12 protein-coding genes, 2 tRNA genes and 1 pseudogene are annotated in these 13,576 nt (G+C 52.7%); 5 read left to right on the top strand and 10 right to left on the bottom strand.

Annotation, left to right across the window (positions count from 1 at the left end):
• From BIS10_RS12475 to sdhC, 5 genes and pseudogenes are all read right to left on the bottom strand, one after another.
• Positions 1-974: pseudogene (locus BIS10_RS12475) on the bottom strand (2-oxoglutarate dehydrogenase E1 component); the annotation flags it as partial.
• Between the two features lie 333 nt (positions 975-1,307).
• Positions 1,308-2,018, bottom strand: a complete 711-nt coding sequence (locus BIS10_RS12470) for a succinate dehydrogenase iron-sulfur subunit (RefSeq protein ID WP_016914530.1) — start codon at positions 2,016-2,018, stop codon at positions 1,308-1,310.
• Between the two features lie 27 nt (positions 2,019-2,045).
• The gene (gene sdhA, locus BIS10_RS12465) at positions 2,046-3,821 is read right to left on the bottom strand and encodes a succinate dehydrogenase flavoprotein subunit (protein ID WP_253505685.1); all 1,776 of its coding nucleotides are present in this window, start codon (positions 3,819-3,821) and stop codon (positions 2,046-2,048) included.
• A 3-nt stretch (positions 3,822-3,824) separates the two neighbouring features.
• Positions 3,825-4,172, bottom strand: a complete 348-nt coding sequence (gene sdhD, locus BIS10_RS12460; protein WP_083026627.1) for a succinate dehydrogenase, hydrophobic membrane anchor protein — start codon at positions 4,170-4,172, stop codon at positions 3,825-3,827.
• A complete protein-coding gene (gene sdhC, locus BIS10_RS12455; RefSeq protein ID WP_207953651.1) occupies positions 4,166-4,543 on the bottom strand; it encodes a succinate dehydrogenase, cytochrome b556 subunit in 378 nt (125 codons plus the stop codon). The genes sdhD and sdhC overlap by 7 nt, the downstream gene beginning before the upstream one ends.
• Positions 4,544-5,031: 488 nt before the next feature.
• Between sdhC and gltA the strand changes: the two genes are divergently transcribed.
• The gene (gene gltA, locus BIS10_RS12450; protein WP_083026630.1) at positions 5,032-6,318 is read left to right on the top strand and encodes a citrate synthase; all 1,287 of its coding nucleotides are present in this window, start codon (positions 5,032-5,034) and stop codon (positions 6,316-6,318) included.
• Positions 6,319-6,410: 92 nt separating this feature from the next.
• Positions 6,411-7,292 (top strand): NAD(P)-dependent oxidoreductase, encoded by an 882-nt coding sequence (locus BIS10_RS12445; RefSeq protein WP_062359305.1) that lies wholly within the window; start codon positions 6,411-6,413, stop codon positions 7,290-7,292.
• 379 nt (positions 7,293-7,671) lie between these two features.
• Here BIS10_RS12445 and BIS10_RS12440 read toward each other — a convergent pair.
• The 3 genes from BIS10_RS12440 to gltX form a co-directional block, all read right to left on the bottom strand.
• Positions 7,672-7,747, bottom strand: a tRNA-Glu gene (locus BIS10_RS12440).
• A gap of 51 nt (positions 7,748-7,798) precedes the next feature.
• Positions 7,799-7,874, bottom strand: a tRNA-Ala gene (locus tag BIS10_RS12435).
• A gap of 131 nt (positions 7,875-8,005) precedes the next feature.
• On the bottom strand, positions 8,006-9,484 hold the full coding sequence (gltX, locus tag BIS10_RS12430; protein ID WP_253505683.1) for a glutamate--tRNA ligase: 1,479 nt from the start codon (positions 9,482-9,484) through the stop codon (positions 8,006-8,008).
• Positions 9,485-9,771: 287 nt separating this feature from the next.
• Here gltX and BIS10_RS12425 point away from each other — a divergent pair, with 287 nt between their 5' ends.
• Positions 9,772-10,296 (top strand): helix-turn-helix domain-containing protein, encoded by a 525-nt coding sequence (locus tag BIS10_RS12425; RefSeq protein ID WP_044627838.1) that lies wholly within the window; start codon positions 9,772-9,774, stop codon positions 10,294-10,296.
• Positions 10,297-10,315: 19 nt separating this feature from the next.
• On the opposite strand, the gene BIS10_RS12420 is transcribed toward BIS10_RS12425, so the two are convergent.
• Entirely contained in the window at positions 10,316-10,894 is a 579-nt protein-coding gene (locus BIS10_RS12420) for a hypothetical protein (protein WP_083026631.1), read from the bottom strand.
• A 569-nt stretch (positions 10,895-11,463) separates the two neighbouring features.
• On the opposite strand from BIS10_RS12420, the gene BIS10_RS12410 reads away from it, so the two are divergent.
• The gene (locus tag BIS10_RS12410; RefSeq protein ID WP_253505681.1) at positions 11,464-12,144 is read left to right on the top strand and encodes a helix-turn-helix domain-containing protein; all 681 of its coding nucleotides are present in this window, start codon (positions 11,464-11,466) and stop codon (positions 12,142-12,144) included.
• Positions 12,128-12,550: a hypothetical protein gene (locus BIS10_RS12405; protein ID WP_253505679.1), complete on the top strand. Its 423-nt coding sequence runs from the start codon at positions 12,128-12,130 to the stop codon at positions 12,548-12,550. The genes BIS10_RS12410 and BIS10_RS12405 overlap by 17 nt, the downstream gene beginning before the upstream one ends.
• 62 nt (positions 12,551-12,612) lie before the next feature.
• On the opposite strand, the gene BIS10_RS12400 is transcribed toward BIS10_RS12405, so the two are convergent.
• Positions 12,613-13,392, bottom strand: coding sequence for a hypothetical protein (locus BIS10_RS12400; protein WP_253505677.1), 780 nt, complete (start codon positions 13,390-13,392; stop codon positions 12,613-12,615).
• Positions 13,393-13,576: the final 184 nt, after the last annotated feature.

Here is a 13,576-nt window from a genome sequence, read left to right as displayed (position 1 = left end):
GGGTTGAACGACATGGCCAGGTGAACTTCGCCACCCGGTGACATTACGTTCGAGCTGAAGCCCTGGTGATATTTCACGTCGCCGGAGCCGCGTTCAATGACTTTCTTGCCATCGAACTCGTCGATCAAGTCCGCTGGGTTTTTACCCAGAATGTTGACCAGCAGGTTTAAACGGCCACGGTGAGCCATCCCGATCACGACTTCTTTGGTACCGTAACCGCCCGCGCGCTGAATCAGCTCGTCCATCATCGGCACGAACGACTCACCGCCTTCCAGACCGAAACGCTTGGTACCCGGGTACTTAGATGCCAGGTAGTTTTCCAAACCTTCCGCCGCAGTCAACCGCTCCAGCACGTGCTTACGCACGTCATCGCTGAACTTAGGCGCACTACGTACCGACTCAAACCGACGCTGTAGCCAGCGTTTCTCTTCGGTATCAACGATGTGCATGATCTCGCAACCGATGGAGCGACAGTAGGTCTGCTCCAACGCATCAACGATGTCACGCAGCGGCGCTTTATCAATACCTAGAAAAAACGAACCGGTTTGGAACTCAGTGTCGAGATCAGCTTTAGTGAGCTGATGGAACGACAGGTCGAGATCGGGGACGGGGGTGGGATTACGCAGCCCAAGCGGGTCGATATTGGCCTTTTGATGGCCACGGAAGCGATAAGCGTTGATCAGTTGCAGGACTTTGACCTGCTTTTTGTTCTCACCGCTGTCGGAGGCGGCGACTACCCGGCCTGGGCGGCTTTCACGGCCCAGCTGGTAGAACTGATCACGAATGGGGCTTAGTGGAACATCGTGGGAGGCACTGCCTTCAGAACGCGGCAGCTGATCAAAATAGCTGCGCCACTCGTCTGAGACAGAATCAGGATCGGCGAGGTACTGCTCGTAAAGCGCTTCCACGTAGTGGACATTGCCACCACTAACGTGAGAGGAACGCCACATCAACTCCATTATGCCTTGTTGCATCTCTCGGTCACCCTGCACTGATGGGGTGGTATCGGCATCGCTGCATGCTAGCAACGACATCGCTATTGCCCTGCCGGCGGGGCGGGACGTTTGCCGGCGGCGCCGACCGGAGGCCGGAAGCCCTTATTCATACACGTATTTGCGACGCGATTCACACTCAGTTCATGCTCAAAAGCCGGTACTTAAAGCACCGGCTTTTAAACTTGACTGGTCATGGTGCGACGCGTCGCCGCACCGTGACAGCCCCTATGATAACAAGCGAAGCGCTACGATTTAAGTAGCTTTATGCTGCAACTTACGTGGTAGACGCTTTTTCTTCATAGGATTAAGTAGTTACGTGGCGTCCGCGAGCAACATTTCACGAATTTTACCAATCGCACGGGTCGGGTTGAGCCCTTTCGGACACACGGCGACACAGTTCATGATGCCACGGCAGCGGAAGACCGAGAACGGATCTTCCAGGCTGGTCAGGCGCTCACGGGTTGCAGTATCGCGGCTGTCGGCCAGGAAGCGGTAGGACTGCAGCAGACCCGCTGGGCCTACGAACTTGTCCGGATTCCACCAGAACGACGGGCACGACGTGGAGCAGCACGCGCAGAGAATACACTCGTACAGGCCGTCGAGCTTGTCGCGCTCTTCCGGCGACTGCAGGCGCTCGATAGCCGGTGCCGGGGTGTCGTTCTGCAGGTACGGCTGAATACGCTCGTACTGCTTATAGAACAGCCCCATATCGACCACCATATCGCGGATGACCGGAAGGCCAGGCAGCGGGCGGAGTGTCAGCTTGTTGTTTTTCACAACGTCTGACAGCGGCGTGATGCACGCCAGGCCATTTTTGCCGTTCATGTTCATGCCATCGGAACCGCACACGCCTTCACGGCAGCTACGGCGATAGGCCAGACCGCTGTCTTGCTCTTTCATCAAATGCAGAACATCCAGCACCATCAGATCGCGGCCTTTGGTATCGACCTGAAACTCCTGCATATAAGGTGCGGAGTCGGTTTCCGGATTGTAGCGGTATACGGATACCTGAAGATTGGACATGGTGACTCCCTCTCGTCGGTGCGGAGATTAGTAGGTACGAACCTTGGGCTCGAACGTATCGACGGTTTTCGGCTTGAAGTTGACGTCGCGCTTCTTCAGCTCTTTACTGGCCGGGAAGTAGAGCGAGTGTTTCAGCCAGTTAACATCATCACGGTCTGGGTAGTCGTAGCGCGAGTGGGCACCACGGCTCTCTTTACGCTCAAGGGCAGCAATCGCCGTTGCTTCTGCCACTTCCATCAGGTTGTCCAGCTCCAGCGCCTCAACACGAGCAGTGTTGAATACATTGGATTTGTCCGGCAGGTGCGCATTGGCAATACGGCCACGCAGTTCCGCTAGCTTTTTGACACCTTCCTGCATGTTTTTCTCTTCACGGAATACACCGAAAGAGTTCTGCATGATGTCTTGAAGCTCGGCTTTCAGCTCAGGGATGCTTTCGCCGCCCTCTTCAGACTCGTTCCAGCGCGTAATACGCTTCATGGCGAATTCGATGTCTGACTCGGAAGCGTCCAGATACTCGATACCTTCGTTCAGCGCGCCTTCGATGAACATACCCGCCGCACGGCCAAAGACCACCAAATCCAGCAGTGAGTTACCGCCCAGACGGTTAGCACCGTGAACAGATACACACGCCGCTTCACCACAGGCAAACAGACCGTTAACGATATGGTCGTTGCCATTTTCGTCTTGGGTAATTGCTTGGCCATGAATGTTGGTCGGAATACCACCCATCATATAGTGGCAGGTCGGAACGACCGGAATCGGGTCTTTCGCCGGATCAACATGGGCGAAGGTTTTGGAGAGCTCCACAATACCCGGCAGACGCTTGCCAAGGACTTCTTCGCCCAAGTGATCAAGCTTCAGGAAGACGTGGTCACCCTTATCGCCACAGCCGCGGCCTTCGAGAATTTCCATCACCATGGAGCGCGCAACGACGTCGCGGCCTGCCAGGTCTTTGGCGTTGGGCGCGTAGCGCTCCATGAAACGCTCGCCGTCTTTATTGACGAGGTAACCGCCTTCACCACGGCAACCTTCGGTTACCAGGGTGCCCGCACCGTAAATACCGGTCGGGTGGAACTGCCACATTTCCATGTCCTGCATCGGGAAGCCAGCGCGCAGCGCCATGCCAATGCCGTCACCGGTGTTGATCAGGGCGTTAGTGGTAGAGGCATAGATACGGCCTGCACCGCCAGTGGCTAGAACCGTGGCTTTCGATTTAACGTGAACCACTTCACCGGTTTCGATGCACATGGCAATACAGCCCACCACGTCACCGCTAGCGTTCTTGACCAAATCGACCGCGTACCACTCGTTCAAGAACGTGGTGTTGTTCTTGAGGTTGTTCTGGTACAGGGTGTGCAGGAGTGCGTGACCAGTACGGTCGGCTGCCGCGCAGGTACGGGCTGCCTGGCCGCCTTCACCGAAGTTTTTTGACTGACCGCCGAACGGGCGCTGGTAAATACGGCCGTTATCAAAACGTGAGAACGGCAGGCCCATGTGCTCCAGTTCAAAAACTGCTTTAGGGCCTTCAGAACACATGTACTCAGCGGCATCCTGGTCAGCGATATAGTCGCCGCCTTTTACCGTGTCGTACATGTGCCAGCGCCAATCATCATTCGGGTCGGCAGACGCGATGGCGCAAGTAATACCACCCTGCGCAGAGACCGTGTGAGAGCGTGTCGGGAACACTTTGGACAGTACGGCTGTCTTCTTACCAGACTTTGCCAGTTCAAGCGCAGCACGCAGGCCAGAGCCACCACCACCGATGATAATGGCGTCAAATGTCAGGCTACGAAGGTTAGACATGTATCAAGCTCCCCACAGAATTTGAATGCCCCACACCAGGTACACAAAGATGGCCAGAATAATCAGCGTCTGGACACCTACGCGCAGGCGAGTGGACTTGAGGTAATCGGTAGTGACTGTCCACAAACCGATCCAGGCGTGCGCAGCGATAGAGACAAACGCCAGCAGCGAGAAAATGCGCATCCACGTTTGCTCGAACAGCCCGCTCCAGGCGTAGTAGTCCAGGTTCGGATTAAACAGCAGGTAGGCAACAACGAAAACCGTGTAAAGGGCCAGGATGACCGCAGAAACGCGCTGCATCAGCCAGTCGGACAGCCCGCTACGGCCAAAACTTGTGATATTGGTTACCATACCCAAACTCCTGCCAGAATAATCAGAACTGCACTCACTACCACAGTAGCCTGTGCTTTTTTAACGCCACCTTCTAACGTCACACCAATGTTGGCGTCCATCAATAGGTGCTTGATGCCGGCCACAAAGTGAAATGCCAAGGCAGACAGCAGCCCCCACGCAATGAACTTGGCCAAAAAGTTGTTGGCTAAGGCACTGCTGACAGCATCAAAGCCAGCCGGAGATGACAGGGATTTACCCAACGCCCAAAAAGCGAAGATCAGGCCAACGAACAGGATGACACCCGTGATACGGTGTGTAATCGACGTTAGGGCCGGAAGTGGGAAATGTATCGTAGTCAGGTCTAAGTTTACGGGTCGTTTGCTATTCACGGCGTTATACACACTCTCTTGGCCCGCTCAGCGACAGGTCGGGCATAGCCCGAGCGGGCAGTGGTTGCTGGAAGGGGCTCGGCCGTTGCCAAGTCGGGCACGACCACCTACCTGCCGGTCGCGCGCCGTGGATTATAAGAACCTTAGCCCCTGCTGACAAACCGAACTCAGGCTTAACTCGACCATGGTGCAAGAAAATTGCCGCCAACCCGAGTCGATTTTGCGATGCAGCATGGTTATAGTGACACTTGATTGACGATTTGATAAGCCTGTTAACGTATCGTCAATTCTCTGGCACTTCGTTACTATGAACCTCCCATTAATCATATACAAAAATTATTCACTCAAACAATATATGTACAAGACCGGCTAGCGCATAGGCTAATTGACAAAATGTCGCACGCTTCTATAGTGGGCAAGCCTTTTCGCCGGCGCGGCATGCGAAACAACGACTTTACGTCCCAAACCGAACTCGAAAGGAGGCCAGCATGGCTGACAGGAAAGCGACATTGACGGTAGACGGTCTCGATAAGACGATCGAGCTACCCATGTATTCCGGCACACTTGGCCCCGACGTCATCGACGTGCGCGGCCTAGGTGCTGAAGGCCTGTTTACCTACGACCCCGGCTTTATGGCCACCTCTTCCTGCCAGTCCGCAATCACCTATATCGATGGCGGCAAGGGCGTACTGCTGCACCGCGGCTACCCCATTGATCAACTGGCGAAAGAGTCGAACTTTGTAGAAGTTTGTTACACCCTGCTGTTTGGCGAGCTTCCCAATGATGAGCAGTATGCTGATTTCGAATCTCGCATTCGCAATCACACGATGGTGCATGACCAGATCAACAACTTCTTCAAAGGGTTCCGCCGCGATGCGCACCCGATGTCGATTCTGTGTGGTGTGGTAGGCGGCCTTGCCGCTTTCTACCATGATCACATGGACATTACTCAGGAAGAAGATCGGGTGATCAGCGCTATTCGCCTCATTGCTAAAATGCCGACCCTGGCAGCAATGTCGCACAAATATAACGTTGGCCAACCGTTCAACTATCCGCGCAACGACCTGAGCTATGCAGAGAACTTCCTCTACATGATGTTCAGCAACCCGTGCGAAGAGTACAAAATCAATCCGGTATACGCGAAAGCCATGGACCGCATCTTTATGCTGCATGCGGACCACGAGCAGAACGCTTCTACCTCGACCGTTCGCCTAGCTGGCTCTACCGGTGCTAACCCGTTTGCCTGTATCAGCGCCGGTATCGCGGCTCTGTGGGGCCCGGCTCACGGCGGCGCAAACGAAGCCGTATTGAACATGCTCGATGAGATTGGTGACGACTCAGAAGAGAACATTCAGCGCTTCGTGGATAAAGCCAAAGATAAGAATGACCCGTTCAAACTGATGGGCTTTGGTCACCGCGTTTACCGCAACTTCGACCCACGCGCCAAAGTGATGAAAGAGACCTGCGACGAAGTGTTGGCCGAGCTAGGCATGGCCGACGACCCGCAGCTCAAAATCGCCAAGCGCCTGGAACAGATTGCCCTGGAAGATGAATACTTCATCGAGCGTAAACTGTACCCGAACGTTGATTTCTACTCAGGCATTATCCTGAAAGCCATGGGTATTCCGACCAATATGTTCACTGTGATCTTTGCAGTATCGCGCACCATTGGCTGGATCTCTCACTGGCACGAAATGCTCAGCGAAAGCTACAAAATCGGCCGCCCGCGCCAGCTGTATATCGGTCACGAAAAACGTGACTATCCTACCAAGTGATTGGCGGCTAACGCGCTAATGCACGCATAGGATGACAAAGGCCACCCACGGGTGGCCTTTTGTTTGCTTCCTACCAACAACAAAGGTGTTTTATGCGATCTATTACCACCGTTGCTTTTATTGGCCTAGGCGTAATGGGCTACCCTATGGCCGGCCACCTTGCCAAACAAGGCCTTACCACTCGCGTTTACAACCGTACTGCCAGCAAGGCAGAGGCATGGGCCAAGGCGTTTGGCGGCACGGCTCACTCAACACCCGCCGAAGCGGCTGAGGGCGCTGATTTAGTGTTGGTATGCGTGGGAAATGACGACGATGTTCGCCAAGTAACCACCGGGCCAGACGGCGCTCTCAGCACCATGATGAGCGGCAGCTACTTAGTAGACCACACCACCGCGTCGGCCGATCTGGCCTTGGAGCTGGACGCAGCTTGCCGCGAGAAAGGCGTGGCATTTATTGATGCACCGGTGTCTGGCGGCCAACAGGGGGCCGAGAACGGCGCGCTAACGATTATGTGCGGCGGTGAGCAAAACCACTTCGACACTGTGGCGCCCTTTCTCAACCACTACGCCCGCGCCGTCACACTGATGGGAACTGCCAGCAGCGGTCAGCTCACCAAGATGGTGAACCAAATCTGTATTGCCGGTTTAGTGCAAGGGCTAGCGGAAGGACTGCATTTTGCGGAACAGGCAGGACTAGACCAGCATCAAGTGATTGACGTCATCTCCAAAGGAGCGGCTGGCTCCTGGCAAATGGAGAACCGCCACAAAACAATGATCGCCAATGAGTATAACCACGGCTTCGCGGTGGACTGGATGCGCAAGGATTTGGGCATTTGCCTAGAGCAAGCACGTAGGCTAAATGCCACCCTCCCCGTTACCGCCCTAGTCGACCAGTTTTATGCGGATGTACAGCGTATGGAAGGTGGCCGCTGGGATACTTCATCGCTATTAAAACGGCTGCGCAAGCCTGAATAACGCTTGACTTTTTAGCACTGCCAGCCTGGACAGGGTTTTCCACACTATCTGTGGATAACCCTGTTCACAACCACTAGAAAACGTCCCACAATCGCCATGAACAGTGACCCAGCCTTAAATTGGTCATTTTTTGATCTACCATAAACTACTGATTTTAAAGAAATTAAGCTAAATCGCTGATTTTTTGCTTCATATTTATGTGGTTGTGCACAACCTGTTCCACGGAGACGCAAAAGTGGACAAGTCAAGCACAATATTGACAAAAAACGCGTGAAATAGACGCAAGTTCCAGACGACGGGAATGCAAAAAGAGCAAGTGAGAAAACTCATTGCTATTTGCTAATGATAATATTTTGGACGTGCGGATATAGATATGAGGTGGCGTCCCATAGGGGGTTCGAACCCCTGTTACCGCCGTGAAAGGGCGGTGTCCTAGACCACTAGACGAATGGGACGTATCTAACCTGGAAGCATCTTTGACAAGGCAACATCAGTGCTACTGATATTGGTGGAGCCTAGCGGGATCGAACCGCTGACCTCAACACTGCCAGTGTTGCGCTCTCCCAGCTGAGCTAAGGCCCCACATGTCTTGAAGACGGAGCGTATACTACTGATTCGCCTGATCTTCGTCAAGCCTATTTATCGAAGAAAACGCCGCGCTCTCACGCTAAGATCGCGCGGCGCTCTTCTCAATCACCAGTAACGATGATTATTTACAGGTCGCGGTACTCTTTTTCAAAGCGCTTCGCCTGCTTTTTGGACACGCCACCCAATACGGCAATCGCATGGCGAAGCCGTGCACGCGTCACGTCAGAGCCAAGAATAGCCATCGCATCCATCACCGAGGTGCTTGAGGTACTGCCTGTAATGGCAATAAACACTGGTGCCAGGAAGGCCTTCATTTTTAGCTCAAAGTGCTCTGCCAGACTTTTGACTTCCTCCAGCAACGCTTCTTTATGCCAAGCAGAGACGCCTTCAAAGCGCCATACCAGGAATTGCAGCAGTTTCACTAGCTCTTCGTTGTCCAGCTTTACGCTGTCAAAATCATCTTTAGTGATTGCGGGCAAGCCAGAGAAAAAGTGGCCCGCCAGCGGAACAACCTGGGAGAGCGTTTCTACCCGAGGGCGGACTTGCGGCAAAATCTGCTTCACGTAGGCATCATTGAACGCCCACTCACGCAGCGCCTGCAGCAGTGCGTCGTCATCCAGGTCTTCACGGATATAGACACCGTTCAACCACGTCAATTTCTCTAGGTCGAACACGGGCCCGCCGAGCGAGACACGCTGAATATCAAATTCTGCCATCATCTCTGACAAGCTGAATTTTTCACGCTCATCAGGCATCGACCAACCCATACGGCCCAGGTAGTTGGTCACGGCCTGGGGTAAAAAGCCCATGCGGCGATAGTAATTGATCGACGTTGGGTTTTTACGCTTGGAGAGCTTGGACTTATCCGGGTTACGCAGCAGCGGCATATGGCAAAGCTGCGGCATTTCCCAACCAAAGTACTCATACAGCAGTTGATGCTTCGGCGCGGAATTGATCCACTCTTCACCACGCAGCACGTGGGTAATGCCCATTAAATGATCGTCCACCACGTTAGCTAAGTGGTACGTAGGCATACCGTCTGATTTCATCAGAATCTGAGCATCAACCTGCGCCCAATCCACTTCAATCGTACCGCGCAGCATATCGCTAACCACGCACACGCCTTCGCTGGGCACGTTCATACGAATCACATAGGGCCAGCTTTCCTGCTCACGACGTGATTGCTCTTCTGCGTCCAGGGCTAAATCAGTTGGCTTCAATGCCAAATGCAGGCCTGCCTCTTTGCGTGACTCGCGCAGCTCATCAAGCTCTTCGCTGGTGCGGTAACACTTAAAGGCATGCCCGGCGTCTAGCAACTGCTGGGCATACTTCGCATAAATATCGCCCCGCTCGCTTTGCCGATACGGCCCGTGGGGACCACCTACATCCGGACCTTCATCCCACTCAAGCCCCAACCAACGCAATGAGTCGAGAATCATCTGTTCTGACTCAGGAGTGGAGCGTACTTGATCGGTGTCTTCAATACGCAAAATGAACTGACCGCCGTGCTGGCGAGCAAAGCAGAGATTAAACAGTGCAATATAGGCCGTGCCTACATGGGGGTCTCCAGTAGGAGAAGGCGCGATACGAGTACGTACGGTCATCAACAGTTCCCTTTAGCAGTTAAGCGTGGCGCCATTATACGCACCCTAAGAACAACCAACAGCATTGGGAAGGGAACGAGTTTGACTTAAAAGCGTCTGATCGAAAGCTCTCAGAACATAGATAGGAAGATGCGCGTTAAAGCACAATCGCTTAGTATGGTGTAGTACCTATGATTCGTGTTCATGCATGAGAATGAATCTCACTATTTTCAGCATGTTCAGAGCGCCACCTATCAAGGTGGAAGTACATTCAACGAGCTGATTTAGCTCATCGACAGGAAAATGAAATGGAATCGCTAGGCTCACGTATCAAGCAACTGCGACTTCGGGCCAAGCTCAACAAAGCTGCCCTTGCACGTAAAGTTGGCGTGTCAGATGTCACCATTTCTTATTGGGAGTCCGGGGCGATCAAGCAGATCGGTCATGAACGCTTAGTAGCGCTCGCCGATGCCCTTGATTGCTCGCTGGCTACCCTTTTGGAAGGTGACAGTGCGCCTCAACTGTTGACCCTGACCCATACTGGTCCCCTCCCCTGGGAACAGGTTCAGGCAACGACCATTACCGTACCGCATCATCTGCCGTTGAAGATTGACTGGAAAGCACCTTGCGTGATGGCCACCCCTGGCAAAGAAACGGATTTTTCACCAGTAGCCTCTGGTGATTTGCTGTTGCTTGGCCCAACGCATGTGTTTCATAAAGCAGGCCACTATCTCATCCAGCGTGATGGCCGATTTGTCATTGAGCACTTCTCCAAAGCGCCCACTGACACCTCGATTCATGCGGTGTTGTTAGCACACTGGTGTCCTGCCTAAAGCATCTACCTCCCCATCCCTACTTGTCCTCAATAACGTCCACCTGGTCGCGCGTCCGTCTTGGTTCACTGCCTACCAAGAAACGGCGCGAGTAGGTGGCTACCTGCCCTAACCCATGGCGGGACTGGCTGATGAGCTCTCCCGCCAAGTATTCGCCCTGGGTACCAATGCGTGCCTGCACGCTTTCTGGCTGCACGGTGGCTTCGCCTAACTGCACGGTGACAAGATAACTGCCATCCGGTAAGCCACTGCCAGAGCCCAGTGGGCCAGCTTCAAATTTACCATTCACCACACGTGTACGCTCTTGCCAGCGTACGCGGCTAATTTCTCGCTCTACCACTACTTGTAGCTGGGCATCATTTGGCAGATTGGTTTCGCCTTCCACCATCAAACGCCGGTCTGGACGTAAAAAAGCAGCGGTTGAAATCATTACATCGAGCGGCTCAACCTGTTGTGCAGACGGCTCAGGTTTAGAAGCACGCTCTTCGGCCACTGAGTGTGGCTGGTGTTGTGCGACCTCTTCCTCAGGCCCACTACAGCCGTACAACAGCAGGGTCCCCACTAGCGCCACGCCAACATAACCTAGCGTTTTCCCCATAACGACTCCTCATCTTCTGTAATAGGCGTAACGCTGCCTCTCTCGGGCTCTCACCATACCGCTTTTGACCGCAAAATACGCAATGTGATGCAGGGGTTGTGCAATATCAAATCAGCTTACGCTGGCCTCGAATTAAGCTAGCCACTGCTGCCCCCACTGATATAAAGATGAGCAATTTTATTTCCTAATGCCATTGAGCGCGGCGACGAGTGCCACACCTATGGTTTAGTGGTGTCCGGCTGCCATTCAGCAGGCGACACCTTCGAAAACGCCCTAGCCAACGCCCATTACATACGAGGCTTTTTATAGGTGGTTGCCTCCCAGCGAGTAGCTGGATCTCAATAAAAACCGTTAGCCAAAACAGCTTTTTAGCCAGCAAAGACGCTCTAAACAGGTTTGCGCAGTGCAGCACGGAAAGTGGCAAAGTGACACGTTTTGTGGCCAATATGCCTTGCGCTGTCCACTTAAAGTGTCAGACTATAGCCATGTATAACAGAGTAAAACACTCTAAAAGACACCACTTTCAAACCGCCGTATTTCACACCTAGCACCAAGCTGGGGGGTAGATCATGACCGCATTCACTAACATCGGGCTTTACAGCCCCAGGCAAGCAGAGCGCCTCATTGGCGTAGACGCGGAGAAGATCCGCCGTTGGCTGATGCCTGAGCGGTCAACCAAAGGGCCTCTCTGGGAACCCGAACCCCAAGCGTTAGGCGCAGAAGACACGCTGAGCTTTAAGGACCTGCTAGAACTGCGTGCGGTGGAGCAATTCCGTCGCCACAACGTGAGCTTGCCGGTGATTCGTGAAGCACTACACGTGCTCAGAGACTACTTGCAGCGTGACTATCCTCTGATCAACCCTCAACTCAGCACAGATGGCAAAAAAGTGTTTTTGAAGGTGCTGGAAGACAGCGGCGAAACGGCCATCACCGACCTCGTGAAACGTCAAAACGTGTTTCATGCTGTGATCTCCCCTTCGCTGAAAGCGGATATTGAGTTTGACCCATCCGGCTACCCGATTCGCTGGAAGCCTGATCCCGAGGACGAGAACATCGTGGTCGATCCTCGCTTTGCCTTCGGCAAGCCCATTGTGCTACCCAGCCACATGCCCACCGCCACGCTGGCTCAAGCGGCAGAGGTAGAAGGCAGCGCCGAAGCGGCAGCCCGTGCGTATGAGGTGACACAAGAGGAAGTGGAACGCGCCGTAAAATTCGAGACAAGGGTTTTATCGGGTGCACTTCTTCATTGACGAAAACATCAGCCATCACATTGCCAGCGCTCTTAACCACCTAGCCAAACTCTGCAGCGAAAGCCATACCATCGTGCATGCCAAAACCTTTAACGGAGGCCATGGCGTGCCCGACCAAGTGTGGCTTGAACGCCTTCAACAATCAGAGGAAACCTGGGTGATCCTGTCGAAGGATCGCTTCAATAAAGGTGACCCGGAAATGCTTGCCTTCGAATATTGCGGGATTACCACAATTAACCTGGGTAAGGACTGGAAAAAGAAAAACGTCTGGCAAACCGCGCTGCGCTTGATTGAATGGTGGCCCGTCATATCAAAAGAAGTGATTCAGACAACAGGCCCCATGCACTACGACCTGACTTGGGTAAGATCCCCCAAGCTAAAGGGACGTAGGAAAGCTGTTAAGTGATCTTTTTGTACAAAAAGCCCCGCAAAATTAGCGGGGCTTTCCTTTATTGTCATTTATTATAGCTAACCAATCCAAGGTTCAATGAGCTTTGGTAAATTCCATGTTGCCCAAGCTAGTAATAAATAAGCACAACCTGTAATAAACAAGAAAAAATAGAAAGTTCTTCGCCGCTTATCGATAGGCTGAAGAAAACGGTTTTGCTTATCCGCCTGTGATGAATAGTGCTGTAATACATCGAGCCATGCTTTGCTTTCCTGATCAGCAAGCAAAACATCTCGCCAGTGTGCAGCTAATTGGAGAACAAATGACAATAATAAGTAGCAAGACAGAACTTTTACCAAAAATGCCAACTCAGCGCTAACTAATAGGTCTTCGAAGTTGTTCTTATCGAATTTGGCAATGAACGAAAAAGCAACAAAAAATAAAATACCAAGTGCATCACGTGTGAGCGAATTAACAAGTTCACGAACCTTCGCAGCGTATAAATCTGCATGAGATTTCATGTCCTTCATAAGCTCACGCACTTCTTTATGGTAAGCGTCTTTACGTTCTAGAATAACAAATGCATAGCTGTCACGCGCTTGGTACAGAGCGGCTTCGAGGTGATTTTCCATACCTGAAAGCAAAGATTGTTCTCGCTCAATATCGATTGACAACCTGTCCATTACTAGACTGAGGCGAGTTTCAGGTCTCTCTTCATATACCCAGAGAACTGCCTCGATTAAAATCTTTAGTGTCTTAGCACTTACAATCTGATCTTCATCATACAACGGCATAGAAATACGCTTTGTGCCTTTCAGGGTAGCTTCATAACGACCTTCAATACAGCGTAATTCTTGCACGAGACAAACAGACAATACCATTGAGCTCAATTTAACCAATGGAGCTACTTCTGGATTTTCTAAATCTCCCCAGGTTAGAGCATATCCCCTGAATCCGTGAGACCGGCCCCCGGAAGCACTTCTAACCCACTGACCTGCATGGCAATATAGCCATTATCGCCATTCACCCAGACAGTGCCATGCC

Origin of the sequence: Halomonas sp. 707B3 (assembly GCF_024158645.1) — a bacterium.
Classification (GTDB): domain Bacteria; phylum Pseudomonadota; class Gammaproteobacteria; order Pseudomonadales; family Halomonadaceae; genus Vreelandella; species Vreelandella lionensis.
Note: the sequence above shows the minus strand (reverse complement) of the source record. Positions and strands in the feature narration are given on the sequence as shown.

Excerpts from the sequence above, each read along its gene's own strand:
- BIS10_RS12470 (WP_016914530.1), bottom strand. The coding sequence starts at position 2,018 with ATGTCCAATCTTCAGGTATCCGTATACCGCTACAATCCGGAAACCGAC.
- sdhA (WP_253505685.1), bottom strand. The coding sequence starts at position 3,821 with ATGTCTAACCTTCGTAGCCTGACATTTGACGCCATTATCATCGGTGGT.
- sdhD (WP_083026627.1), bottom strand. The coding sequence starts at position 4,172 with ATGGTAACCAATATCACAAGTTTTGGCCGTAGCGGGCTGTCCGACTGG.
- gltA (WP_083026630.1), top strand. The coding sequence starts at position 5,032 with ATGGCTGACAGGAAAGCGACATTGACGGTAGACGGTCTCGATAAGACG.
- BIS10_RS12445 (WP_062359305.1), top strand. The coding sequence starts at position 6,411 with ATGCGATCTATTACCACCGTTGCTTTTATTGGCCTAGGCGTAATGGGC.
- gltX (WP_253505683.1), bottom strand. The coding sequence starts at position 9,484 with ATGACCGTACGTACTCGTATCGCGCCTTCTCCTACTGGAGACCCCCAT.
- BIS10_RS12425 (WP_044627838.1), top strand. The coding sequence starts at position 9,772 with ATGGAATCGCTAGGCTCACGTATCAAGCAACTGCGACTTCGGGCCAAG.
- BIS10_RS12420 (WP_083026631.1), bottom strand. The coding sequence starts at position 10,894 with ATGGGGAAAACGCTAGGTTATGTTGGCGTGGCGCTAGTGGGGACCCTG.
- BIS10_RS12410 (WP_253505681.1), top strand. The coding sequence starts at position 11,464 with ATGACCGCATTCACTAACATCGGGCTTTACAGCCCCAGGCAAGCAGAG.